26 protein-coding genes and 1 pseudogene are annotated in these 23,811 nt (G+C 72.6%); 13 read left to right on the top strand and 14 right to left on the bottom strand.

Annotated elements, in window-relative coordinates; all coding sequences use genetic code 11:
* Nucleotides 1-56: 56 nt before the first annotated feature.
* From FBY22_RS11305 to FBY22_RS11295, 3 genes are all read right to left on the bottom strand, one after another.
* Nucleotides 57-713: a helix-turn-helix domain-containing protein gene (locus FBY22_RS11305; protein WP_142144650.1), complete on the bottom strand. Its 657-nt coding sequence runs from the start codon at nt 711-713 to the stop codon at nt 57-59.
* Between the two features lie 70 nt (nt 714-783).
* Nucleotides 784-1,638: a Cof-type HAD-IIB family hydrolase gene (locus FBY22_RS11300; RefSeq protein ID WP_142144648.1), complete on the bottom strand. Its 855-nt coding sequence runs from the start codon at nt 1,636-1,638 to the stop codon at nt 784-786.
* Between the two features lie 77 nt (nt 1,639-1,715).
* Entirely contained in the window at nt 1,716-3,128 is a 1,413-nt protein-coding gene (locus tag FBY22_RS11295; RefSeq protein ID WP_142144647.1) for a cytochrome P450, read from the bottom strand.
* 260 nt (nt 3,129-3,388) lie between these two features.
* On the opposite strand from FBY22_RS11295, the gene FBY22_RS11290 reads away from it, so the two are divergent.
* The 5 genes from FBY22_RS11290 (at nt 3,389) to FBY22_RS11270 (ending at nt 8,283) form a co-directional block, all read left to right on the top strand.
* On the top strand, nt 3,389-4,213 hold the full coding sequence (locus FBY22_RS11290; protein ID WP_142144645.1) for a hypothetical protein: 825 nt from the start codon (nt 3,389-3,391) through the stop codon (nt 4,211-4,213).
* A gap of 123 nt (nt 4,214-4,336) precedes the next feature.
* Nucleotides 4,337-5,149 carry an SAM-dependent methyltransferase gene (locus FBY22_RS11285; protein ID WP_142144643.1) on the top strand — a complete coding sequence of 271 codons (813 nt, stop codon included), beginning with the start codon at nt 4,337-4,339 and terminating at the stop codon, nt 5,147-5,149.
* 40 nt (nt 5,150-5,189) lie between these two features.
* Nucleotides 5,190-6,593, top strand: coding sequence for a glutamine synthetase family protein (locus tag FBY22_RS11280; RefSeq protein ID WP_142144642.1), 1,404 nt, complete (start codon nt 5,190-5,192; stop codon nt 6,591-6,593).
* Nucleotide 6,594: 1 nt separating this feature from the next.
* Nucleotides 6,595-7,731 (top strand): amidohydrolase family protein, encoded by a 1,137-nt coding sequence (locus FBY22_RS11275; protein WP_142144640.1) that lies wholly within the window; start codon nt 6,595-6,597, stop codon nt 7,729-7,731.
* Nucleotides 7,732-7,746: 15 nt separating this feature from the next.
* A complete protein-coding gene (locus FBY22_RS11270) occupies nt 7,747-8,283 on the top strand; it encodes an NUDIX hydrolase family protein (protein ID WP_142144638.1) in 537 nt (178 codons plus the stop codon).
* On the opposite strand, the gene FBY22_RS11265 is transcribed toward FBY22_RS11270, so the two are convergent.
* Nucleotides 8,246-9,064 (bottom strand): DUF427 domain-containing protein, encoded by an 819-nt coding sequence (locus tag FBY22_RS11265; protein ID WP_142144636.1) that lies wholly within the window; start codon nt 9,062-9,064, stop codon nt 8,246-8,248. The genes FBY22_RS11270 and FBY22_RS11265 overlap by 38 nt on opposite strands.
* Nucleotides 9,065-9,081: 17 nt before the next feature.
* On the opposite strand from FBY22_RS11265, the gene FBY22_RS11260 reads away from it, so the two are divergent.
* Together FBY22_RS11260 and FBY22_RS11255 are read left to right on the top strand one after the other, a co-directional pair.
* Entirely contained in the window at nt 9,082-10,020 is a 939-nt protein-coding gene (locus FBY22_RS11260) for a sigma-70 family RNA polymerase sigma factor (protein WP_142144634.1), read from the top strand.
* Nucleotides 10,021-10,076: 56 nt separating this feature from the next.
* Nucleotides 10,077-10,388, top strand: coding sequence for an EthD family reductase (locus tag FBY22_RS11255; protein ID WP_142144632.1), 312 nt, complete (start codon nt 10,077-10,079; stop codon nt 10,386-10,388).
* Between the two features lie 6 nt (nt 10,389-10,394).
* On the opposite strand, the gene FBY22_RS11250 is transcribed toward FBY22_RS11255, so the two are convergent.
* The 6 genes from FBY22_RS11250 to FBY22_RS45700 form a co-directional block, all read right to left on the bottom strand.
* Complete coding sequence (locus tag FBY22_RS11250) at nt 10,395-11,138, bottom strand: hypothetical protein (RefSeq protein WP_260844979.1); 744 nt, start codon at nt 11,136-11,138, stop codon at nt 10,395-10,397.
* Nucleotides 11,139-11,356: 218 nt separating this feature from the next.
* Entirely contained in the window at nt 11,357-12,340 is a 984-nt protein-coding gene (locus FBY22_RS11245) for an aldo/keto reductase (RefSeq protein ID WP_142144630.1), read from the bottom strand.
* A gap of 96 nt (nt 12,341-12,436) precedes the next feature.
* Nucleotides 12,437-13,099 carry an NUDIX domain-containing protein gene (locus tag FBY22_RS11240; protein WP_142144628.1) on the bottom strand — a complete coding sequence of 221 codons (663 nt, stop codon included), beginning with the start codon at nt 13,097-13,099 and terminating at the stop codon, nt 12,437-12,439.
* A gap of 65 nt (nt 13,100-13,164) precedes the next feature.
* Complete coding sequence (locus FBY22_RS11235; protein WP_142144627.1) at nt 13,165-14,613, bottom strand: alpha-amylase family glycosyl hydrolase; 1,449 nt, start codon at nt 14,611-14,613, stop codon at nt 13,165-13,167.
* Nucleotides 14,610-14,966 (bottom strand): hypothetical protein, encoded by a 357-nt coding sequence (locus tag FBY22_RS45705; RefSeq protein WP_313905371.1) that lies wholly within the window; start codon nt 14,964-14,966, stop codon nt 14,610-14,612. Before FBY22_RS45705 ends, FBY22_RS11235 begins: the two co-directional genes overlap by 4 nt.
* Nucleotides 14,963-15,241: an MGH1-like glycoside hydrolase domain-containing protein gene (locus FBY22_RS45700; RefSeq protein ID WP_313905370.1), complete on the bottom strand. Its 279-nt coding sequence runs from the start codon at nt 15,239-15,241 to the stop codon at nt 14,963-14,965. The genes FBY22_RS45705 and FBY22_RS45700 overlap by 4 nt, the downstream gene beginning before the upstream one ends.
* On the opposite strand from FBY22_RS45700, the gene FBY22_RS45695 reads away from it, so the two are divergent.
* Entirely contained in the window at nt 15,209-15,562 is a 354-nt protein-coding gene (locus FBY22_RS45695) for a hypothetical protein (protein WP_313905369.1), read from the top strand. The genes FBY22_RS45700 and FBY22_RS45695 overlap by 33 nt on opposite strands.
* A 277-nt stretch (nt 15,563-15,839) precedes the next feature.
* On the opposite strand, the pseudogene FBY22_RS11220 reads toward FBY22_RS45695, so the two are convergent.
* A pseudogene (locus FBY22_RS11220) lies at nt 15,840-15,950 on the bottom strand (aromatic compound degradation protein PaaI); the annotation flags it as partial.
* A gap of 61 nt (nt 15,951-16,011) precedes the next feature.
* Complete coding sequence (locus tag FBY22_RS11215) at nt 16,012-16,506, bottom strand: PaaI family thioesterase (RefSeq protein WP_142144625.1); 495 nt, start codon at nt 16,504-16,506, stop codon at nt 16,012-16,014.
* 140 nt (nt 16,507-16,646) lie between these two features.
* Between FBY22_RS11215 and FBY22_RS11210 the strand changes: the two genes are divergently transcribed.
* On the top strand, nt 16,647-17,132 hold the full coding sequence (locus FBY22_RS11210) for a helix-turn-helix domain-containing protein (RefSeq protein WP_142144623.1): 486 nt from the start codon (nt 16,647-16,649) through the stop codon (nt 17,130-17,132).
* Nucleotides 17,133-17,303: 171 nt separating this feature from the next.
* On the opposite strand, the gene FBY22_RS11205 is transcribed toward FBY22_RS11210, so the two are convergent.
* Complete coding sequence (locus FBY22_RS11205) at nt 17,304-19,280, bottom strand: heavy metal translocating P-type ATPase (protein ID WP_142144621.1); 1,977 nt, start codon at nt 19,278-19,280, stop codon at nt 17,304-17,306.
* 61 nt (nt 19,281-19,341) lie between these two features.
* Nucleotides 19,342-20,508: an acyltransferase gene (locus FBY22_RS11200; protein ID WP_142144620.1), complete on the bottom strand. Its 1,167-nt coding sequence runs from the start codon at nt 20,506-20,508 to the stop codon at nt 19,342-19,344.
* A 192-nt stretch (nt 20,509-20,700) separates the two neighbouring features.
* Here FBY22_RS11200 and FBY22_RS11195 point away from each other — a divergent pair, with 192 nt between their 5' ends.
* The 4 genes from FBY22_RS11195 (at nt 20,701) to FBY22_RS11180 (ending at nt 23,811) form a co-directional block, all read left to right on the top strand.
* Entirely contained in the window at nt 20,701-20,949 is a 249-nt protein-coding gene (locus FBY22_RS11195; protein WP_142147538.1) for a hypothetical protein, read from the top strand.
* Nucleotides 20,950-20,961: 12 nt separating this feature from the next.
* On the top strand, nt 20,962-22,137 hold the full coding sequence (locus FBY22_RS11190) for a flotillin family protein (RefSeq protein WP_142144618.1): 1,176 nt from the start codon (nt 20,962-20,964) through the stop codon (nt 22,135-22,137).
* Nucleotides 22,138-22,476: 339 nt separating this feature from the next.
* Nucleotides 22,477-22,764 (top strand): DUF1905 domain-containing protein, encoded by a 288-nt coding sequence (locus FBY22_RS11185; protein WP_142144616.1) that lies wholly within the window; start codon nt 22,477-22,479, stop codon nt 22,762-22,764.
* A gap of 27 nt (nt 22,765-22,791) precedes the next feature.
* The gene (locus FBY22_RS11180) at nt 22,792-23,811 is read left to right on the top strand and encodes a glycoside hydrolase family 43 protein (protein ID WP_142144614.1); all 1,020 of its coding nucleotides are present in this window, start codon (nt 22,792-22,794) and stop codon (nt 23,809-23,811) included.

Raw genomic sequence — 23,811 nt, 5'->3', positions numbered from 1 at the left:
CCGCACGGCACGGGTGTCAAGTGTTACTGAACACCGGTGCTACCGAACACCGGGTGCTACCGAACGCCCTCGCTGAACACGAACCACACGCCCACGGCCGGCTCGGTGCCGTCGTTGCGGTAGCGGTGCGGGGTGGTCGACTCGAAGCAGACGGCGTCGCCGGGGCGCAGGGTGTACTCGTCGAAACCGAGGGTGAGCACGAGTTCGCCGGAGGTCAGGTAGCCGTACTCGGTGCCCGCGTGCCGCATCAGGCCGCCGGAGCCGGAGGAGGCACCGCCGGGCCGGTAGGTCACCAGCAGGAAGTCGACGTCGGTGCCGGGGACATGGCCGAGCCGTTCCCACACCACACCGGAGTCCAGCTCCAGCGTCTCGCGCTCCCCCTCCGCGACCAGCGGTCCTATCCGGCGGCCCGGGTCGGCGGCGAAGGCCGCGAGGGCGTGCAGGACGGTATCGGGCACCGCCGAGGCCGCTGCCGCCGGGGCCGCGGCGGCCTGCCCCTCGTACGCGTCGAAGAGCGACTCGACGGAGATCGACAGCGCCGTCGTGATGGCGTACAGCGTGCTCACCGACGGCTGGCTCTTGCCGGTCTCGATCTGGGAGACCAGGCTCGCGGAGACCCCGATCTCCCGGGCGAGGGCGCGCAGGCTCACGCCTTTGGCCAGGCGCGCCTGTCTGATGCGCGCGCCGACGGGCGGCACGGCGGCGGCGGACACGGCGGCTCCTCTCGCGGCCGGAGATGTGCAGCCCCATTGAACAGTCTGGGCCGACCGCGGCACCAGGGGCTCAGAGACCCAGGACGCGGGCGATCGTGCGGAGCACGCCGTTGTCGTTGTTGGACGGGGCCAGGTGGCGGGCGCGGGCGATGACGTCCGGGTGGGCGCCCGCCATGGCGAAGGACCACTCGGCGGCGTCCAGCATCTCCAGGTCGTTGAGGTAGTCGCCGAACACCATGGTCTGGGCGGGGGTGACACCGAGCGCCCGCTGCAGGCGGCGCAGGGCGCTGCCCTTGTTGGCGGTGCTGTTCATGACGTCGACCCAGTGCTCGCCGGAGACGACGACCTGGTGGGTGTCGGCGAACGGCGCCAGGGCGGGGGCTGTGGTGCGCGCGGCGGAGCCGAAGTCGAAGAGGGCCACCTTGATCACGTCGTCGTCGAGGGCGGTGGCGTCCTCCACGACCCGGTGCTCGACGTAGTACTTGCGCACCTCGGCCAGGAACGCCTCGTCGCTCCGCTCGACGTAGGCGGACCGCTTGCCGCAGACGACGGCGCCGACGTCCACGCCCTCGGCCACCAGCCGCCGTACGGACTGCACCACGCGGGCGGCGACGCCGGGGGCCAGCGGGTCGGAGCTGAGTTCTACGCCGTCGCGGACCACGTAGGTGCCGTTCTCGGCGATGAACATCATGCCCTCGGCCACGTCGGCGAACTGCCGGGCCAGCGTGGCGTACTGGCGTCCGCTCGCCGGGCTGAACAGCACTCCGCGCCGGCGCAGTTCGGCCAGCGTGTCCCACAGCCCGGGCGGGACGCGGCCCGCGTCGTCGAGGAGCGTGCCGTCCATGTCGGTGACGACCAGACGGATGTCGGCACGGCCGGCGGGCGGGTCGGGGACGGTGGCCTGGGGCGTGGAGGCGGAGGTCATGACCTGCTTCCGGTCGGGGCGCGCCGGGGCGCCGGAGGGTGTGCGGCGGTCCCGCCACCCTACGCGAGCCGACCGGATCAGTTGTTCGACCGGATCAGTCCGGCCAGGTAGCGCCACAGCGACGAGCGGCGCCGGGCGCCGTGCTCGACACCCTGCGGTACGTCCGCCGACGGCACGGCGATCTCCGTCCGCGGCGCCGGCCCGGGCACGGGCCCGGCGAGTTCGTACCGCACCGGCAGGGACCGCAGCCCGCGCATGAACGGCGACGAGCGCCAGGGGAGTTGGTCGACCGGGAGGGCGAGTTCCAGGTGGGCGAAGCGCTCGAAGACGCGGCTGACGCCGGCCATCGCGATGGTCGAGGCCAGTTCCCGGGCGGGGCACTGGCGCCGGCCCGCTCCCCATGCCAGGTGCGCCCGGCTGCTGATGTTGGAGTCCGGGGTCATCTGCCCGGCGAACAGGGGGTCGGCGTGGGCGGCGGCGGCTGAGACCCACACCGGATCGCCGGCCCGGATCACGTAGTCGCCCAGCGTCGTGTCCTCGGCCGCGAACCGCGGCACGAAGTTGACCAGGGGCGGCTTGCGCATGACGACCCGGTTCATGGTCTCGCGGACCATTCCGGCGGACAGGGTGGTGCGCACCCCGCCCGCGCTGTCCCCGCAGATGACCTCGACGACGGTGTTGGAGATGAGGATGCCGACGTGGTCGGAGGTCATGCCGAGCAGCATGAACAGCTCGCGGGCCAGCTCGTCGACCGTGAGGTCCGGATGGGCGGCGAGCAGGTGGGAGGGGAAGTCGTCGCCCGGCTTCGCGGTCTTGGCGGCGGCGAGGTCGGTGAGCGTCACCAGCAGCCGCTCCAGGGCGGGCCCGGCGTCGGGGCCGGCGTCCAGGATCCGCCACATGTCCATCAGGGCCTCGTCGCCCTGGGAGCCGGGGAAGCCGAGCAGGTGGCTCGCCGCCATCAGCGGCAGCGGACGGGAGAACTGCGCCGACAGATCGGCGTGGCCACTGCCGCCGCCCTGCGCCAGGAGGGCGATCAGCTCGTCGGCGTACCCGGTGACGGCCGTGCGCAGCCGCTTGGCCAGCGGGCGGCGCGGGTCCTGGAAGGGGCGCAGCGCGGCGTCCCAGGCGGTGCGCAGGTCGCGGTAGCCCTCGCCGCCCTGGATCAGTACGTGGTTGACCTCGAGGGAGGGGGCCAGCGGCCAGTCGGCGGGCACCCGGCCCTCCGTCCGGGCGCGCCAGTTCTCCAGGCCCTTGGGCCAGGCGTCGTCGTCCTGGAGCACCCGCAGCGACTCGCGGTAGCCCAGCACCAGCCAGGCGGGCACGCCCAGCAGGTCGACCGGGGCGACGGGGCCGTGGCGGTCGCGCAGCCGCTCGTAGACGAGCGCGGGGCGTATCTCGTAGTCGCGGGTCAGCAGGGGCTGGGGAGCGAGGTCCTCCAGCGGAGTGTCGTCCGGTGTCGCGTGCTCGTGGTCGACCACGTGGAATTCCATGGCTGCGGCGCCCCCTTCGACACTGCCCGTAACGGCCCGCGGCCTGCGGGTGGTTGTGGACCGGTGGGACCTTACCCCAGGTGTTCCGTCCGTCACAGGGCGGGGGTACTGGCGGGTAGCCGGGCGGGTGGAGGTCCGTCCGCCGGGTCACCCGTACGCGCCGGTGCGCTGGTGGGCCGCACGGGCCGGTGGTGCGCTGAAGGGAAACCGCGCCCGCCCAGCCGCGCCCGCCCAGCCGCGCCCGCCCAGGAGGCCACGCCATGTCCCGTCGTCCGTCCCGGCCCGTCCGTGTGCTCGCGTCGGCTCTGTCCCTCGGTGCGCTGCTGGCGCTCGCGGCGTGTTCGAGCGACGGTGACGGTGGTGGTGCCGCGGCCTCCGACGTTGCCGGCTCGCCGCTCGCCGAGGAAGGCCGTACCAGTCCGACACCGGGAGCCCGGCTCACCGAGGCCGGGGCGCGGGCCGCGCTGATCACCGAGACGAACCTGGAGGGTGACTGGAACCAGGTGAAGACCGCCGCGTCCTGGGGCGACACCCTTCTGGTGGGGAAGGTCGACGTGGCCGATTTCCTCACCGCCAAGGCGGACGCCGCCGACTGCCAGCGGCTCATGGACTCGCTCTACGACGACGACCTGCTGGGCAGGCCGTCCGGCGCGAACGCGCTGACCGGCTTCGAACAGGGCGACTCCCGCCTCCTGTACCAGGTCGCCGCCTACAACCCGGTCCGGCTGAGCGCCGCGCTGGGCTGGATGAAGTCGCTGCCGGTCAAGTGCGACCAGTTCACCGCGACCGACGCCAAGGGCGGCAAGCGGACCGTGCAGGTGACGACCTCCTCCGTGCCCAACCAGGGCGACGCCCGGCAGGGGCTGCGCGTGGTGGTGCAGGGCACCGCGAACGGCGAGCCCGCCACGCTCACCCTGGACGTGGCCGCCGTGCGCGTGGGCAACGACGCCATCACGGTCACCGCCGGCGGTCTCGCGGGCGGCGAGCACGCCTCCCTGGAGCTGGCGGTGCGCGAGGGCGCCCAGCGGCTCAAGCAGGTCAATGCGGGCAAGACGCCCGCGCCCGGCCCCGGGCACAACGCCTGACGGATCGAACCGGCCGATTCCGCACACCTGATCACACCTGATCAGCCGATTCCCGGGACAGCGTGATCACCGGGCGGCACAATGGCGGCGACGACCGCAGGCGGTGCGAGAAGGAGCTGAGTCGTGAGTGAGAGCCACACCCCGTCGAGCGGGTCGGCACGGCTGAACACCGGTGTGGCGCACAACGCGCGCGTGTGGAACTACTGGATCGGCGGCAAGGACAACTACGAGGTCGACCAGCAGGTCGGTGAGCACGTCGCCGGGATGTTCCCGATCATCCGGGACATCGCCCGCGCGGACCGCTGGTTCCTGGGCCGGGCGGTGCGCTTCCTCACCGAGGAGCGCGGGGTGCGGCAGTTCCTGGACATCGGCACCGGGCTGCCCACCGTGGACAACACCCACGAGATCGCCCAGCGCATCGCCCCCGACGCCCGGATCGTCTACGTCGACAACGACCCCATCGTGCTCGCGCACGCCCGCACCCTGCTGACCAGCACACCCGGCGGGGTGACCGACTACATCGACGCCGATGTGCACGACCCGGCCGCGATCCTGGAACGCGCCGCGCGCACCCTGGACCTCACCGCGCCGGTCGCGGTGATGATGCTCGGCATCCTCAACTTCGTGCTGGACGTGGACAAGGCGCGGCGGATCGTGCGCGAGGTCATGGCGGCGGTCCCGTCCGGCAGTTACCTCGTGCTGACCCACCCCACCTTCGACGACGACCTCGGCGGCGCCGGCCAGATCCCGGCGATGGAGTTCTGGAACGAGAACGCCACCCCGCCGATCACCGCCCGCAGCGGCGAGGACATCGCCGCCTTCTTCGAGGGTCTGGAGATCCTTCAGCCGGGCCTGGTGTCGTGTTCCCGTTGGCGTGCCGAGCCCGAAACGCCCCCCGTGGTACCGCAGTTCGGCGCGGTGGCCATGAAACCCTGACGCACGGCAGCCGCCCGGCCGAGTCCGTCGAGGAGGACGTATGACCACCCTTGCCGATCCCGTCCCCGGTGGGCGCCCCGGCGAAGTGCAGCGGGCCGCCGCGATGAGCGAGGAGCTGTCGGGGCGGGGCGTGCACGGCATCGTGCTGTCCTACGTCGACACCGCGGGCGTCGGCCGGGTCAAGACGATCCCCACGCAGAAGCTCGCCTCGGCGTCGGCCTGGGGCGTGGGCATGTCGCCGGTGTTCGACACCCTCCTGGCGAACGACTCCATCGTCACCACGGACGTCCTCGGCTCCCCGGACGGCGATCTGCGCCTCTACCCCGACCTCGACCGCCTGGTCGTCCTGGCCGGGCAGCCCGGCTGGGCGTGGGCCCCGGTCGACCGGATCACGCAGGAGGGCGAGCCGCACCCCGGGTGCGGTCGCACGGTCCTGCGCCGGATCGTCGCCGAGGCCGCCGAACGGCAGGGACTGTCGTTCAAGGCGGGCATCGAGATCGAGTGGAGCGTGGGTCAAGGGCCCGCGACGGGCGGGGAGTTCGTGCCCGCGACCACCGGACCCGCCTACAGTGCCACCCGCCAGGTCGAGTTGAGCGACTACACCGCCGACCTGCTGGCGGCACTGGCCGCGCAGGACGTGGAGGTCGAACAGATCCATCCCGAGTACGCCGCGGGGCAGTTCGAGATCTCGGTGGGTGCGCTGGACCCGGTGGCGGCGGCCGACCGCAGCGTGCTGGCGCGGCAGACGATCCGGGCGGTGGCCGGCCGGCACGGTCTGGTGGTGTCGTTCTCCCCGGCCGTCCTCGCCGAGGGCGTCGGCAACGGCGGCCACCTCCACCTCTCCGCCTGGCGCGACGGAGTCAACCTGCACTCCGGCGGCGGGGGCCGCCACGGCATGACGGCCGACGCGGAGTCCTTCGCGGCCGGCATCCTCGCCCGGCTGCCCGCCCTGACGGCCGTGACCGCGCCGAGCCCGGCGAGCTATCTGCGCCTCAAACCGTCCCAGTGGGCCGGGGTGTTCACCGCCTGGGGCCGCGAGACCCGCGAGGCGGCGGTGCGGGTCGTCACGGGCACGGCGGGCCTGCGCGAACAGGCGGCGAACCTGGAGGTCAAGCCGGTCGACCTGGCCGCGAACCCGTATCTCGCCCTCGGTTGCGTGATCGCGGCCGGACTGGACGGCGTGAACCGCTCGCTGCGGCTGCCGGAGGAGATCACCGGCGACCCGGCCCACCTGGACCCGGCGGATGCGGCGGCACGGGACGTACGGCGGCTGCCGGCCTCCCTCGCCGAGGCCGTCGAGGAGTTCCGCAAGGACGAACGGCTGCGGGCGGCGCTCGGGCCGGTGCTCGCCGATGCCGTGATCGCCGTACGGCAGGGGGAGATCGCGGCGGCCGACGGGCACGACGACGAGTGGGTGGCGGCGGCCTACCGCTGGAAGTACTGAGATGAGCGGCGGACCGGTCCTGGAGGCACTGGAGGCGCTGGCGCTGGTGGACCACCACTGCCACGGCGTGGTCACCGCCGACCTGTCCGGGCCGGAGTTCGAGGACCTGATCACCGAGGGCGGGTCGTGGCCGGGCAGCTCCTCCTTCGACAGTCCCGTCGGGGTGGCCGTCCGCCGCCACTGCGCCCCCCTGCTGGACCTGCCGCGGCACGCGTCGGCCGACGACTACCTGGCCCGGCGCGCCGGGCTCGGGTGGGGCGAAGTCCACCGCCGGCTCCTGGGCGCCGCCGGGACGGGCGTGTTCTGCGTGGACACCGGGTACGCGCCGGAACGTCTCAGCACCCCGGCCGAGCTCGCCGTCGCCGCGGGCGGCACCGCGTACGAAGTGGTGCGGCTGGAGAGTGTGGCCGAGTCGGTGGCGGCGCGGGGCGTGGAGCCGGGCGAGTACGCGGACCGCTTCCGGGTGGCCGCGCTGGAGGCCGTACGGCGGCCGGGCGTGGTGGCGGTGAAGTCGGTCGCCGCCTACCGCACGGGCTTCGACCTGGACCCGGCCCGCCCCTCGGACGCGCGGGTCACCGAGGCGGCCCGGCGCTGGCTCGCGGGCGGCGGCGGCCGGCTGGCGGACCCGGTTCTCGTACGGCATCTGCTGTGGACCGCCGTCGATCTGGGTCTGCCCCTCCAACTGCATGTCGGCCTCGGTGACAACGACATCCGGCTGCACCGCTCGGACCCCGCCCACCTCACCGACTGGCTGCACCTGACCGCCGGCAGGATCCCGGTCCTGCTGCTGCACTGCTGGCCGTACCAGCGCCAGGCCGCCTATCTGGCCACGGTGTTCGAGCAGGTCCACCTGGACGTGGGGCTCGCCCTGCACTTCGTGGGCCCGGCACGGTCCCGGGCCGTGCTGGAGGAGGCCCTGGAGATCACCCCGTTCCGCAAACTGCTGTACAGCTCCGACGCCTACGGTGTGGCCGAGTTCCACTTCCTGGGCGCACTCGCCTTCCGCCGGGGTCTGGCCGCTCTGCTGCAGGACCGGGTGGACGCCGACGAACTTGACCTGCCGGACGCGTTGCACATCGCGGAGTGGGCAGGAGCACACAACGCCCGTCAGGTCTACCGCCTTCCCGGCAACTCCTGAAAGTATGATCAAGCAATGTCTGACATGACCGAAACCACGCCCGGCTGGCTCTCCCCCGACGAGCTGGAGATGGCGCGTGCGCGCATGCCGATCCTGTACGTCGAGGCCGTACCCGTGCGGGTCGACGACAGCGGCGAAGTCACCAGCGTCGGCCTGCTGCTGCGCATCGGGCCGGACGGCACGGTCAGCCGGACCCTGGTCTCCGGCCGGGTGCTGCACCACGAGCGCGTGCGGGACGCCCTGCTGCGCCACCTGGAGAAGGACCTCGGCCCGGTGGCGCTGCCCCGGATCCCGGCCTCGCTGCAGCCCTTCACGGTCGCCGAGTACTTCCCGACCCAGGGCATCACGCCGTACCACGACCCGCGCCAGCACGCGGTGTCCCTGGCCTACGTGGTGCCGGTCACCGGTGACTGCCGGCCCCGCCAGGACGCCCTGGACCTGGTCTGGTTCAGCCCGCAGGAGGCGATGTCGCAGGCCGTGCAGGGCGAGATGCCGGGCGGCCACGGGGTGCTGCTCAGGCAGGCCCTCGCCCACGTCGGCTGCTCTGTCTGAGCATCGCGCTGAACGGCGTGACGGGGCGTTCCGCGCGCTCGCCGTCCACGGTGATGTCGACGACCTCGTTGTAGAAGGCGAGCAGCCCCTCGATCACGGCCACGGCGGGCAGCGGCTCGGGGTAGCTCCACACGAGGTTCTCGCCGCCGTCCGTCGACCAGTACTCGGCGACGCCCTTGTAGGGGCAGGCGGTGTGGTGGTCGCTCGCGGTGAGCAGGTCCGTGCGCACGTCCTCGCGCGGAACGTAGTAGCGGGTGGGCAGGCCGGTCTCGAAGAGCAGCACCGGCCGGCGGGTGTCCGCGAGGAGCGTGCCGTCGACGGTGATTCGCACATGGCGGCTGCTCGGGATGGCGTCCACCCGTTTGTGCGGATCGCGGGGGTGGACGAAGATCTCTTCCTCCTCCTCGTACCAGTGGTCCAGGCCCCTGCCGCTGCGCCCGAACCACTCGAAGGCGATGTGCCCGGCCAGGTCGGCGCCCGGGAAGGTCCAGGCGGCGTTCTCCAGGAACTCGCCGTCGACGACGAGGTCGTAGAAGATCTTCGATCCGCTGTGGGCGCCCGGCCGCGGGTTCCTCGAGGGGCGCAGCAGGTCCTCGCGTACGTCGGCGCGGGGGAAGGCGTACTGCGGTACGGGCAGCGACGGCTCCCAGACCAGGACGGGGTGCCGGCTGTCGACGACGGTCACGTCGCCCTTGCGGCCTCGCACCCAGCGTTCGCTCGGCTCCCACAGGAGGCCTTCGGGGGTGCTGCGGACGGACTGTGCGGTGCCAAGTCCACTCATAGGGCCATGATGACCCCATGAACCTTGAGCCGTACCGGGGCGAGTTGGTCGCGTACTGCTATCGGATGTCGGGTTCGTTCCACGAGGCCGAGGACTTGGTGCAGGAGACGATGCTGCGCGCCTGGAAGGCCCGGGAGCGCTACGACGCCTCGCGCGCGTCGGTGCGCACATGGCTGTACCGCATCGCGACGAACGTGTGCCTGACGGCACTGGAGGGGCGGGCGCGGCGGCCGCTGCCGTCGGGGCTCGGGGCGCCGAGCGAGGACCCGGGGGCGCCGCTGACGCCGGCTTTCGACATCCCGTGGCTCCAGCCGTTCCCCGACGCGCGCTACGACGTCGACGCGCGGGCCGACCTGCGGCTGGCGTTGGTGGCCGCGATGCAGGTGCTGCCCGCGCGGCAGCGTGCGGTGCTGGTGCTGCGGGAGGTGCTCCAGTTCAGCGCCGCGGAGGTCGCCGAGCAGCTCGGGACCACGGTCGCAGCGGTCAACAGCGCCCTGCAGCGGGCCCGGGCCGCGGTCGCCGAGGTGGGCGACCCCGGCGGTATCGGCGAGCCGGACGACGCCGGGGCACGCGAGGCGGTACGGCGGTACGCGCGGGCCTTCGAGGCCGCGGACGTGCCCGCGCTGGTGCGGCTGCTGACCGACGACGCGGTCCTGGAGATGCCGCCGGTCCCACTGTGGTACCGGGGCAGGCGCGACTACGGCCGGTTCATGGAGCGGGTCTTCGAGATGCGCGGCGCCGGGTGGAGGGTCCGGCACCTCGGCGCGGGCGGCGAGCCCGCGTTCGCCGCGTACGCGCCCGCCCCGGAGGGCGGGTTCCGGCTGCACACGCTGCAGGTGTTCACGGTGACCGGCGGGCGGATCGCGCGCAATGTCGTCTTCGCCGATCCGCGGGTGTTCGAGGCGTTCGGCCTGGCGCCGGAGGTTCCCGCCGAGGAATCCGCCCGACCGCGATGAGCCCGCGCGGTGGCGCCGGTAGATACCGGTGACCATCGATCGAGAGGACATCTGACATGACGGCGCGTTTCCTCGCCCTGTACAACACTCCCGACGACCCCGCGGCCTTCGAACGGCACTACCGCGAGGTCCACCTCCCGCTGGCCCACAAGCTGCCCGGGCTGCGCCGCTACACCGTCGGCACCGGCGTCACGGCCGTCCGCGGCGGCACGCCGTACTACCTGGTCGGCATGCTCGAATGGGACAGCCTGGACGAACTGCGCGCGGCGTTCGCCTCCCCCGAGGGCCGGGCCTGTGCGGCGGACTCCGAACGCCTTCAGGAGTTCACCGCCGTCCGCAGCATGGTCTACACCGTGGACGAGGTCTGAGCGGGCCTACGCCAGCAGGGACGGCCGGCCCGGCGGCATGACCGGCCGGGCCGGCACCGGTCCCGAGACGACCGGGGGCATCGGCTCGTGGCGCGGGCGCCTGCGGTTGCGGCGCGATTCGTGGAACAGGGCCAGGGCGATCGCGGCACCGACCGCTATCAGGTGCTCGCGGCCGGCCAGATTGGGTACGGCGATCGACTCCCACACCATCGAGCCGCCGGTGAGGGTGAACACGATGGGCGCCCGCCTGACCACCGAGATGTAGGTGAACAGGCCCACGACGGCGGCCGACGGTCCGGTGTCGAGCACCTGGCCGACCTCCGGCGGCAGCCCGACCCCGTGCCAGGCGGGCCCGATGGCGAGCATCACCCGCACCATGAGCGTGCCGGCGAGCGTCGTGGCGTAGGAGATGACGAGGGTCCTGGCCCGGCCCAGGGCGAGTTCGGCCAGCGCGAAGGCGAGGAAGAGCTGGGTGATGCCCGCCCACACCGGCAGGTCCAGGGCCGGTACGTACAGGGAGACGGGCGTGCGCAGCAGCGCGAGCCACAGCGGCAGGTCGGCGTAGACGCCGCCGAGCAGCCGCACCACGGTGGCGCCGGTGCGGTGCTGCGCGATGGCGTGGAAGAAGATCACGCCGCCCGCGGCCAGGAAGGCCAGCGAGAGGGCGGGCAGGCCGCGGCGCCTGAGCCGGCGCAGCGGATCGGCGATGATGCCCTCCCACTCGCCCCGCAGGGTGCGCCAGACGAACAGCGCGACGCGCCACCACCACGCGGCGCGCGGCCGTTCGTTCCGGCGCCCGGGTAGGTGATCCGCGGACCCGTCGCCGTCCAGTCCCCTGTCGGCGCCGTCCCAGCGCCGTGTCTCCCTGTGCAGCAAGACTCCCCCGTCTCTCGTACGGCGGCCCCACCGACCGTATGCATCGAAATGCAACCGTTTCTAGAGACTGTGGAAAAGAGGGTCGGGTTGCCTCAGTGCGCCGAGTCCAGCCGGAATCGCTGGTCGTGCGACAGCTCCAGGTCCACCGCGGCCAGGCTCTCCTCCAGCTGGGCCACCGAGGACGCGCCGACCAGCGGGACGACCGGCAGGGCGCCGCCGAGCTGCCAGGCCAGGACCACCTGGTTGACGGTGGCACCGGTCTCCCGCGCCACCTCGTGGAGCGCGGCGAGACGGGCCGGGGTACCCGGGTGGTCGTACTCGGCCGGCAGCCGCTCCGGGCGGACGTACGCCCCCTTCAGCAAGGGCGAGTAGGCGACCAGGGTGAGGCCGGGTTCGGCCCGCAGGTAGCCGAGCATCTCGGGGCCGACGGCGCCGAGGCTGCCGTCGGGGAACAGGCCGCCGGGCACGTCGAGGCGGGGCCGCAGGTAGCTGTGCTCGTACTGGAGCACCTCGTAGCAGGGCAGTCCGGCCGCCGCCGCGATCGCCCGGGCCCGCTCCACCCGCCACACGGCCTGGTTGCTGACCCCGAGCAGGCCTACCGTGCCCTCGGCGACCAGCCGGGCGAAGGCCTCGACGGTTTCGCGCTGCGGGACGGTGTGGTCGTCGATGTGGGCGTAGAGCAGATCCAGCCGGTCGACGCCGAGGCGTTCACGGCTGCGCTCGGCGGACTCGCGGATCACCTTCGCGGACAGCCCTTCGGGGTTGTCGACGTAGTCGGTGCCGGGGGCGAGCGGGCGGGCCCCGAGCTTGGTCGCGATCAGGATCTCGTCGCCGACGCCGCGACTGTGCCGCCAGCGACCGAGGAGTTCCTCGCTCTGGCCGCCCTGGCCGCCGTCCTCCCAGAAGGCGTAGTTGTCGGACGTGTCGATGAAGGTGCCGCCGGCCTCGACGTAGCGGTCGAGTACGGCGAAGGACGTCTTCTCGTCGGTGCGGGAGCCGAAGAGCATCGCGCCGAGGGCGAGGACGCTGACCTCGCGGCGGGTGCCGGGGGCGGTTCCGATCGTGCGGTACCTCATGGATGTCCTCCCGTTCGTGCCCGCGCGGAGGTGCGGGTACGAACGGGAGTCTCGTTCTTGAAGCTTGAAGCGCACTTCAGGTCAAGGGGGTGCGCGCTACTTGGCGAACGGCCCCTCCAGGGCGGCCCATTGGAGCAGCATGATGGTCTTGGCGTCGTTGATCTCACCGGTCCGGATCATCTCCAGGGCCCGGTGGAAGGGCAGTTCGACGATCTCGATGTCCTCGCCCTCCTCGTCCAGGCCGCCGCCCTCGTGGGTGTGGGTGGAGGGGCCGTAGGCGGCGGCGTAGAAGCTGACGCGTTCGGTGACGGATCCGGGGCTCATGTAGACGTCGAAGACGTGCCGGACCTCGCCGATGGTGTGGCCGGTCTCCTCCACGACCTCGCGACGGACGGCGAGTTCCGGGTGTTCGTCATCGTCGTCGAGGAGGCCGCCGGGGGTTTCGATCAGCATGCCGTCGGGGTGGCCGTTGACGTAGACGGGGAAGCGGAACTGCCGGGTGAGCAGGACGGTTTCCCGCTCCGTGTCGTACAGCAGCATGGTGGCGCCGTTGCCGCGGTCGTGCGTCTCGCGCTGCTGGGTGGACCAGCTGCCGTCGGCGCGCCGGATGTCGAAGGTGGTGGCGCGCTCGACGTACCAGTGGCTGGAGAGCAGTTTCACCTCCCGCACCTTCACGCGGGGGTTGCCTGTCAGGTCAAGGCCGGTCCGGTCCAGGCCGGTGCGGCCGCGCCGGTCGGGGGTGTCGATGCCGGCGGTCATCGGACGCCCCCGGGCGGGAGGAGCACGGTGCGGTTCGTCATGGTCGCTTCCTACCACGGCCCCCGTCAGGTCACGGCGAGCACGTGGGAGTGCCGGGCGGCCAGGTCGACGAAGAGGCCGGGGGCGAGCAGGGTGTCGCCGTCACGGTCGTACGCCTGGTCGGTGAGCAGGTCGGTGAGCCGGTGGGGCCGGCCGGCGAGGTCGGGCCAGGGCAGCGGGATCCGGCCCCGGGCCGGGGTGTCGGAGTGGTTGACGATCACGACGTGGCGGGTGTCGGCGCCGGTCCAGGTCCAGGCGAGCAGGTTGCGGTGGGTGTCGTTGTCGGGCCAGCCGGTGGTGGTCGGCAACCGCCACTCGCCGTCGCGGACGGCGGCCGCGGCGGGCAGCAACCGCATGTAGAACGCGCGGAGTTCCTCGTCGACCGGTTCCGGTGGGCGACGATTGAGGAAGACCGGTGGGCGGACCCTGCGGCCCTCGAACTGACCCTCGTGCCAGAGGGTGGCGCCGGGCAGGGTCGCGACGGTGACGGCCGCCGCCGGTTCCAGGCCGCCGGGCAGGGTGGCGGCGGCGCGGGGCTCGTCGTGGTTCTCCAGGAAGCGGACCAGGCCGCGCTGGTAGGCGGGGTCCGCCTGGAGGTGGGCGCGGACCGATGCGGCGTCCTCGTGGACGAGGCGGTCGTAGAGGCGTTTGTCGTAGCAGTGGTCGAAACCCTGCTCCTGGAGGGCGCGTTCGAGGTCCCAGTAGGCCTCCGCCACGAAGAGCATGTCGGGGTGGCGGTCGCGCACGCGTGGCAGGACGTACGGCCAGAAGTCCTCAGCGGGCGGCGGGCCGACCCGGTCGCCCCAGGTCTTGGCGAACACGTCGTTCATGAGCAGCATCGCCATGTCGCAGCGCACGCCGTCCGCCTGGTCGCCGATGGAGACGAGGGTGTCCACGGTCGCGGTGCGCAGGTCCGCGCCGAAGGCGTCGAGCTGAACCACGTCGTGCCAGGGCGCGAAGTACGGGTCGCGGCCGTTGGCGTAGATCCGTCCGCCGACGTCGAGGAAGCCCTCGGGCGAGCGGGCCAGGTCCTCCTCGGTGCCCTGGACCAGGCGCTCGGGGTGCGCGGTGAGCCAGGGGTGGTCGGCGGCGACGTGGTTGGGGACGTAGTCGACGAGCAACCGCACGCCCCGCGAGCGGAGTTGGGCGCGTGCCTCGGCGAGGCCCTCCGGTCCGCCGAGGCCGGGGTCGACCACGTAGTCGCGTACGCAGTACGGCGATCCGGTGATGTCGGCCTCGGTGAGGTCGGGCAGGGCCTCGCGGAAGGAGGCGAGGAGTGCCGGGTCGCGCAGGGCGATGGCGAGGCCGGCCGGGCTGCGTTCCCAGACGCCCATCAGCCAGACGGTGTCGATGCCGGGCCGGGCGACCTCGTCCCACACCTCGCCGGGCACGTCCCCGAGGGTGACGCGGCGACCGTGGCGGGTGCTCAACTCACCCAGCCAGACCAGGGTGTTGATCTCGTAGATCACCGTCATGAGAACGGCTCCTCCTCGTCCACGGTGAAGTGTTCGTCGTCGGCGGCGGCCTGGGGTACGTCCCGGGGCCGCAGGGACTCCCGGGCGCCGCGGTGCCAGTCCTCCGCGCTGATGGTGTGGAACACGGTGGCGGTGGCCGCGACCAGACCGGTCCAGCCGGTCTGGTGGGAGGCGCCGAGACCGGCGCCGTTGTCACCGTGGAAGTACTCGTAGAAGAGGATCAGGTCCTTCCAGTGCGGGTCCTTGGCGAACTTGGCCTGGGCGCCGTGCACAGGGCGGTGGCCGTCCTCGGCGCGCAGGAAGGTGGCGGTGAGCCGGTTCGAGATCTCGCGGGCGACCTCGTAGAGGTTCATGAGCCGGCCGGAGCCCGTCGGGCACTCCACGGTGAATCCGGGGCCGTATAGGCATGCAGGTTCAGCAGGGCGCGGATCAGCAGCACGTTCATCGGGAACCACACCGGGCCGCGCCAGTTGGAGTTGCCGCCGAACATGCCGGAGTCGGACTCGGCGGGGAGATAGCCCACGCCGTCCGTCTCGCCGTGCACCTCGAAGGTGTACGGGTGATCCGCGTGGTGGCGGGAGAGGGACCGGATGCCGTGCGGGCCGAGGAACTCCTCCTCGTCCAGCATGCGGGCCAGGACGCGGCGCAGCCTGTCCTCGCCGAACAGGGCGAACAGGTACCGGCCGTCGTGCGCGCGGTCGGCGTCGAGGCGCCGGGTGACGACGGCCTCGACGGCCGGGTGCCGCCGGATGAACCCCTTGGCTCCCTCGACCAGTTCGGGGAAGCCGCGGTCGGCCTGCTGCCTACCACGCTGATCGCCGCGAGCGGCAGCAGGCCGACCAGGGAGCGCACCTTCAGCCGGGTCGCCCGGCCGCTGTCGGCCTCTTCGAGCCGCTGCCGTTCGCCGCCCGCCGTGCCGCTGTCCGCCGCCATCGCCGCCTCCTCGTAGGCCCGGCATCGCTCCCAGACTCGGGGGCGCGGGTCCGGCCCGCAATGGCTGGGCGGCGGAGGGGGGACTTCCGGGTCGGCGTGCCGTGCGCGGGTGTCCGGCGGCTCAGGCGCCCGGAACCGGGAACAGCATGCAGCTGCTCGTGGCGTGCGCGAGGAGCCGGTCGGCGGAGTCGAAGAGCTGCGCCTCGGCCAGCGCGGTACGCCGACCGCTGCTCATGGCCGAGCGACGGAGAGGGACTTCCCGGTCCGCGTGCCGTGCGCGGAGGTCCGGCAGCTCAGGCGCCCGGAACCGGGAACAGCATGCAGCTGCTCGTGGCGTGCGCGAGGAGCCGGTCGGCGGAGTCGAAGAGCTGCGCCTCGGCCAGCGCGGTACGCCGACCGCTGCTCATGGCCGAGCGACGGAGAGGGACTTCCCGGTCCGCGTGCCGTGCGCGGAGGTCCGGCAGCTCAGGCGCCCGGAACCGGGAACAGCATGCAGCTGCTCGTGGCGTGCGCGAGGAGCCGGTCGGCCGAGTCGAACAGCCGCGCCTCGGCCAGCGCGGTACGCCGACCGCTGCTGAGGACGCTGCCGACGGCGCGGACCTTGCCGGTGTCGGCGGTGATCGGGCGCAGGAACTTCACGGTGAGGTCGAGCGAGGTGTAGGCCACGCCCTGCGGGAGGGTGGACTGCACGGCGCAGCCCGCCGCGGAGTCGAGCATCGTCGCGTAGATGCCGCCGTGCACGCTGCCGATGGGGTTGTAGTGCTCCTCGCCGGGCTCCAGCGAGAACACCGCGTGCCCGTGGTCGACCTCTTCGAGATCCATGCCCAGGGTGGCGGCGATGGGCGGCGCGGGCAGCCGGCCGGCGAGGATCTCGCGCAGGAAGTGCAGGCCGGAGCCCTGGCCGACGGTGGCCGCGGAGATCGCGGGGTCGTCCCAGTCGTACGTACGTGAGCGTTCCATGCGGCTGCGCTTCCTCCTTGGCCCGCGAGGCCTCCGACGCCGTCGCCCGGTCCTCCGGGGCCATCTGACTCTGTCCGCCGAAGCTAGCTCTCCCCTTCGCTGACTGTCAATGTCGAAGCCAGGTGCTCTACGATGGCCGCATGAAGTGGCTCGACATGAGCACCGAGAACTGTCCGGTGCAGCGCACCCTCGACCTGGTCGGCGAGAAGTGGACGCTGCTGCTGTTGCGCGACGCCTTCAACGGCGTGCGACGCTTCGACGACTTCCGCCGCCATGTGGGACTGTCCGAAGCGGTACTCGCCGACCGGCTGCGCAAGCTGGTCGCGGCCGGTGTCCTGCGGACCGTCCCCTACCAGGAGCACGGCAGCCGGACCCGGAACGAGTACCGCCTCACCCCCAAGGGCCGCGATCTGTGGCCCGTACTGGTCGCTTTGCGGCAGTGGGGCGAGGCCTACGTAGGGGACCCCGAGGGCCCGACGCTCGACATCCGGCACCGGGACTGCGGCGCCTCCGTCCGCGTCGTGGTCGAGTGCCCGGACGAACACACCGCCCTCTCCCCCACCGAGGTCACGGTCGTACCGGGTCCGGCGGCGCGCCCCTTGACCCAACCGTCGACACGCACCTGACCCACGGCCTGCTACCCCGAGGAACGGGACGGCCCACTGCCCTGCGCCGGACGGCGTCACGCCCCCGCGGCCACCGCCTGCCGCCACGGCCAGCCGCACAGCGCACCCCGGCCCCACCGTCCACGCGGAACCGATCCGCCGCCCGCCACCCCGAACACAGGACGGCGTCACTCACCCTCGGTCAGGGCTCTCCCCCCAGGCCCGCTCCCGCAGCAGGCGCAGGCCGTTGAGGCCGACGAGGACGGTCGATCCCTCGTGGCCGGCGACTCCGAGTGGCAGCGGCAGGGTGCCCGCGAGGTCCCAGGCGACCAGGCCGGCGATGAACACCCCGGCGATCACGAGGTTCTGCGCGACCAGTCGCCGGGCCCGGCGGGAGAGGGCGACGACGGCGGGCACGGCGGCGAGCTCGTCGCGTACGACCACCGCGTCCGCGGTCTCAAGCGCCAGATCGGAGCCCGCCCGGCCCATGGCGATACCGGCGTGCGCGGCGGCCAGGGCGGGCGCGTCGTTGACGCCGTCGCCGACGACCAGCACCTTGCGCCCGGCGGCCTCCAGCTCCCGTACGGCGACCACCTTGTGCTGCGGCAGCAGCCCGGCCCGGACGTCCTCGATGCCGGCCTCCGCGGCCAGCAGCGCCGCCGCGCGCGGGTTGTCGCCGGTCAGCAGCAGGGGGGCGGTGCCGGTGAGGGCGGTGAGGGCGGCGACGGTCGCGGCGGCGTCGGGCCGCAGCCGGTCGGCCAGGCCCAGTACGCCGACGGGCACCCCGTCGGCGAGGACCAGGACGGCGGTACGTCCCCGCTCCTCCGTCTCGGCCGCGAGTACCGCCGCCGGCGCGGCCCCGGCTTCGTCCGCGCCGGCGAGCAGCCGGGCGGGGGCGCCGACCTCGACCCGGCGTCCGTCGACGGTCGCCACGACCCCGACCCCGGGGGTGGAGCCGAAGTCCTCGGCGGGCGGCAGCGCCGGCCCCCGCTCCCGCGCCGCCGCCACGACGGCCCGCGCCAGCGGATGCTCGCTGGGGTGCTCGGCTGCGGCCGCCAGGATCGTCAGCTCCCGCTCCCCCAGGCCCGATCCGGGCAGCGGCCGGACGTCGGTCACCCGGGGGACGCCCTCGGTGAGCGTGCCGGTCTTGTCCAGCGCCACGGCGTCGACCTGTCCGAGCCGTTCCATCACCACCGCCGACTTCACCAGCACGCCGTGCCGGCCGGCGTTGGCGATGGCCGACAGCAGGGGCGGCATGGTGGCCAGTACGACCGCGCACGGCGAGGCGACGATCATGAAGGTCATGGCCCGCAGCAGCGCGCCCTTCAGGTCGTCGCCGAGGGCGAGCGGCACCAGGAAGACCGCGAGCGTCGCCGCCACCATGCCGAGCGAGTAGCGCTGTTCGACCTTCTCGATGAACAGCTGGGTCGGCGCCTTTGTCTCGGACGCCTCCTCGACCATGCGGACGATCCTGGCGATCACCGAGTCGGAGGCGTCACGTTCGACACGCACACGCAGTGCGCCCGTGCCGTTGACGGTCCCCGCGAACACCTCGTCACCGGGCTCCTTGGCCGCGGGCAGCGGCTCGCCGGTGATGCTCGCCTGGTCGACCTCGCTCGCCCCGTCCAGCACCCGCCCGTCGGCGCCGACGCGTTCGCCCGGCCGTACGAGGACGATGTCGCCGACCGCCAGCTCCTCGACCGGCACGTCCTGTTCGGTGCCGTCCGGAGCGAGCCGGCACGCCGTGGCCGGGGCGAGGTCGAGCAGTCCGCGCACCGAGTCGGCGGTGCGGGCCGTGGCCAGGGCCTCCAGGGCACCCGAGGTCGCGAAGATGACGATCAGCAGGGCGCCGTCCATCACCTGGCCGATCGCCGCCGCGCCGAGGGCTGCGACGACCATCAGCAGATCGACGTCGAGCGTCCGGCCCGCGAGCGCCTTCAGGCCCTCCCAGCCCGGCTCCCATCCCCCGGTCGCGTACGCCAGCACGTACAACGGCCCCCACAGCCAAGCCGGTTGACCCGCCAGCTGGAGCGGCAGGGCGAGCAGGAAGGCGGCCGTGGCGGCGAGCGCCCAGCGCGCCTCGGGCAGGGCCAGGAGGCGGGTGCGGCGCGGGGGTGCGACCGTGTCCGGCGCGGAGGCGGAGCGGGGTGGGGTGAGGGTGGAGGTCACCGGCCCACCATACAGGAACACATGAAGAGACGTTCATCTCTTCATAGTTGGTGCGCGCTCCTCACCGCTCGCTCCGCGCCGCCTCCTTCCGTCCACCGCGCCGCACACCGCGGCGGCGGAGCAGCAGCCGGCGCGCGGGGCGTTCCACCTTCTCGTACAGCAGCCAGGACAGCGCCAGGGACACGGTGAACGCCACGGCCGTGACGGTCAGGCCCTCCACGAAGCCGTAGCGGGGCTTGACCCCCAGCAGGGCCGTGCCCGCCCGCAGGACCAGCAGATGGACCATGTAGAAGGCGAAGGAGAGCTCCCCGAGCCGCACCAGCCGGCGGTGCCGCCACAGCGAGGGCAGGCCGTGCAGGTCGGCGACGGCCGCCGCCGGGATGAGCAGGGCGAAGCCCAGGACCGTGCAGGTGGTCGCCGGGTAGCCGGCGGTCACCTGGGGTACCAGGAAGTACCCGATGATCGCCAGGGCGAGGGAACCCTCCAGGCCGGGTCCGCGCCAGCGGTCCAGGAGCACCAGCCGGGCGACGGCCACGCCGAGCACGAACTCGGGCAGACGGGCGGCGGGGAAGGAGTACAGCGGCTGCCCGAACCAGTGGTGGGCGTCGGCCCAGGCCAGCACCAGCACCGTCAGCAGCGCCGCGGCGGCCAGCGCAGCCGACCCGCGGGCGCCGAGCCGGCGCAGCAGGAGCGCGAGCAGGGGGAAGGTGGCGTAGAAGAAGGCTTCGCACGCCAGTGACCAGCTGACCGGGTCGAGGGTCTGCCACCACGGGCGCCACCAGGAGTGCAACAGCAGGACGTTCGCCAGGCCCTGGCCCAGGGTCGGCATCGCCATGCGGGGCAGCGTCCAGGCCATGACCAGGGCGAGGGCGGCGGTGACGAGGTGGACCGGAAGGATGCGGGCGACCCGGCGTCTGAAGAAGGCGGGGGCGCGGTCGCCGGGCCGCGCGGACCACATGAGCACGAAGCCGGACAGCACGAAGAAGAACGACACCCCCGTGCCGCCGGCCCCGAACGCCCAGGTCGTGATGCGGTCGGCGGTGCCGCCGAAGTAGCCGAAGTTGTGCACGTGCAGGCCGAACACCAGCAGCGCGGCCATCCATCTCAGTCCGGTGAGGGACGGCAGCGAGGGCGCCGCGGTCCTGGCGGTCCTGGTCGTGGGGGTGGTCGCGGGTGCGGGCGAGGTCCTCGGTGTGCCGGCCGGCGCCGTCCCGGTCGCCGTCGTCATCGAGTCACCCTCCCGAGAATGTGCGTAGGAGACATGAGAGGGAGCGTTGCCGGTTCCCCATCTTCCAATCGATCTGGTAGGCAACGTCACACGAACGGTGGGCGTAAGCGGAGTCATCCCTGGTGTCACGCCCCGGCTACCGGTGGGTCTATCGTCGAAGCCGTGGGCCAGAGCGTGGGAGGTCGGCCGGTGATGCCGCAGGACGAGGCCGTGATCGGCTGCACGGGGAAGCTGCTGGTGGGCACGCGCGGAACGGCGGGCCCCGGCGAGATCCTGGTGCGTGTACGGGGTGGCTCCGAGACCTTCATCGCCTGGTCGGACGACCCTCTGCCGACGGGGGCGACGGTACTCGTGATCGAGTCACGGGGGTGCCGTGAAGTCGGCGTCATCGAGTGGCAGGATCCACTCGCCGCGTTCGGCGACCGTGCCGACGCTGACTGAGGAGTAAACAGAATGTTCGGTTACCGCGTTCCCGCGCCAGACGAGGCGATGCTGATCTCGGGTGGCAGGCGGGGACTGGGGGGCGCGCCGTTCCGGGTGGTGACGGGGCACGGGAAGTTCGTGCTGCCGTTCTTCCGAAAGACCCGTTTCCTCACGCTGGCGATGTGCGAGGCCGAGGTGACGGAGACGTGTGTGACCCGGCAGGGCATCGCGTTGAACGTCCGTGCCGTCATCGCCTTCAAGGTCGGCAACGACACCGAGAGCATCATCAACGCCGGTCAGCGTTTCCTCTCGGATCAGGACCAGATGTCGGTGCTGACCGGCCGGATCTTCGCCGGTCATCTGCGGGCCATCATCGGCTCCATGACGGTCGAGGAGATCGTCACTGAGCGTCAGAAGCTCGCCGCGGAGGTGCTGGACACCTCCAAGACCGAGATGGCGAAGATCGGTCTGATCGTGGACTCGCTGCAGATCCAGTCGATCGACGACGGCGACGCCGGCTACATCGACGCCATGTCCGCGCCGCACCGCGCCGCCATCCAGCGGCAGGCCCAGATCGCCCAGGCCCAGGCCACCCAGACCGCGGCCGAGGCGCAGCAGGAGGCGGCGCGCAAGCAGGCCGAGTACGCCCGGCAGACCGCCGTCGTCCAGGCGGAGTACTCGGCGCAGGTGGACCGGGCGCAGGCCCAGGCCGCGCAGGCCGGTCCGCTGGCGCAGGCCCACGCCCAGCAGGAAGTGCTCGCCGCTCAGACCGAACTGGCCCAGCGGCAGGCGGAGTTGCGTCAGCAGCAGCTGGTGGCCGAGATCGTCAAGCCCGCCGAGGCGGAGGCCGAGCGGATCAAGCTGCTCGCCAAGGCGGAGGCGGACCGGATGAAGATCCAGGCCGAGGCGGCCGCCTCCTACGACCGGGTGGCTCTGGACCGGATGCTGATCGACCAGCTTCCGCAGATCGTGAAGGAGGCCGCCGGCGGCCTCGCCGGCGCCAACGTCAACGTCCTCAACGGCGCCGACGGCCTCGGTGAGATCGCCGCCGGCCTGGTCTCGCAGGGCCTGACGATCCTCGACTCGGTCCGCCAGAACCTCGGCGGCCAGGACTCCGAGGGCCGTACCGGCGGGGGCAACGGCGTGCTGGAGCTGCGTGCGAAGGAGGACCGCAAGCCGGGCGACGGACCGGTGAACGTCGACTGAGCCGCGCCGCGGTCTCCGCCCCGGCGGGGACCGCGTCCTACCCTGACCGTCATGGGCGACGGCGACTTCACGACCTGCCGGGCACCGAGTTCGAGCGCGCGGAGCTGGGCGGGGCCCGGTTCACCGCGGTGAGCCTCAACGGAGCAACGTCTGTCCCTGCCGTGGGACGAGATGGCTTCGCGCCCGGGTGTCCCCCACGGCACTGACGCCCGGCCTTCCCTCGATGAGGCGCTCGCCCCACGGACGGCGGCGATGGCGGCGGACGGCCGGGGGGCGAGGACCTGCTCGCTACCCGCACCGAACACGAGTTGGCCGAGCTGGAGAAGAGGAGCTGACCGCGTGGAACTCGCCTTCAGGGGCCGGGTGATCGAGTGGCGCGGGCCGGCGCCGTACTACTTCGTGGCCGTGCCCGACCAGGAGTCCGCCGACATCCGCGAGGTGGCCGCGACCGCCACGTACGGCTGGGGTGTCGTCCCGGTCGAGGCCCGCATCGGTGAAGTCGCTTTCGCCACCTCGCTGTTCCCCAAGGACGGCGGCTATCTGCTACCGCTGAAGAACGCCGTGCGGGTGCCGCAGGGCGTGGCAGCGGGGGACGAGGTGGCGGTGCGGATGACCGTCCGTCTCTAGACCCCGCCGTCCCCGTATTCTTCGATCATGGCCGATAGCGAAGTGATGCGGCTGGCCGAGATGCCGCTGCACGACCCGTTCGTCGTCGCCGACGGCGGCACCCGCACCTACTGCCTCTACACCTCCAACGACCCGTCGGTGTCCGGTGTGGAGGGCGTCGGCACGATGGTCTACCGCAGCCGCGACCTGCGCGACTGGACGCGTCCGACGGTGGTCTTCCTGACCGCCGAACAGAGGGAGCCGTGGGCGGCCGACGGCGGATGGGCGCCCGAGGTGCACGAATGGGGCGGCCGCTACTACCTGTTCACCACCCTGCACGACGAGAGCAGGCCGCTGCCGGTGTCGCCTCCGGGCCGCTACGGCACGCCGTTCCAATTGCCGAACCACCGGCGCGGCACGGTCACCGCCGTGTCCGACTCGCTGCTCGGGCCGTTCACGCTCGTCGACGCCTCCCGCCCCACACCGCCCGAACACCTCATGACCCTCGACGGCACGCTGTACGTCGACCCGTCCGGGCAGCCGTGGATGGTGTACGCCCACGAGTGGCTGCAGACCGTCGACGGGACGATGGAGGCGATCCGGCTGGCCCCGGACCTGACGCGGACCGTCGGTGACCCCGTCTTCCTCTTCAAGGGCTCGGACGCCTCCTGGCTCGGGGAGCAGATCCCCGCCGGGGTACCGCACCAGTTGCCGCCGTACGTCACGGACGGCCCGCAGTTGCATCGCACCCCGGACGGCTCACTGTTGATGCTGTGGTCGACGTACGAGAAGAACCGGGCCGGCGAGGACGGCGGCCTCGGCGGCGGATACGTGCAGACCTACGCCGTCTCGAACTCCGGTGAGCTGCGGGGTCCGTGGGAACAGCGCCGGCCTCTGGTCCGCGACGACAGCGGGCACGGCATGCTGTTCCACACCTTCGAGGGCCGGTTGATGATGATTCTGCACCGCCCGTTCGAGAACGCCCGCGGCAAGCTGTACGAGATGCGGTTGCACCGCGACGAGTTGCGGGTGCTCCGGCAGCGCACGGACCTCGACGGCGGCGGGTGA

The organism is Streptomyces sp. SLBN-31 (genome assembly GCF_006715395.1).
Classification (GTDB): Bacteria; Actinomycetota; Actinomycetes; order Streptomycetales; family Streptomycetaceae; genus Streptomyces.
Note: the sequence above shows the minus strand (reverse complement) of the source record. Positions and strands in the feature narration are given on the sequence as shown.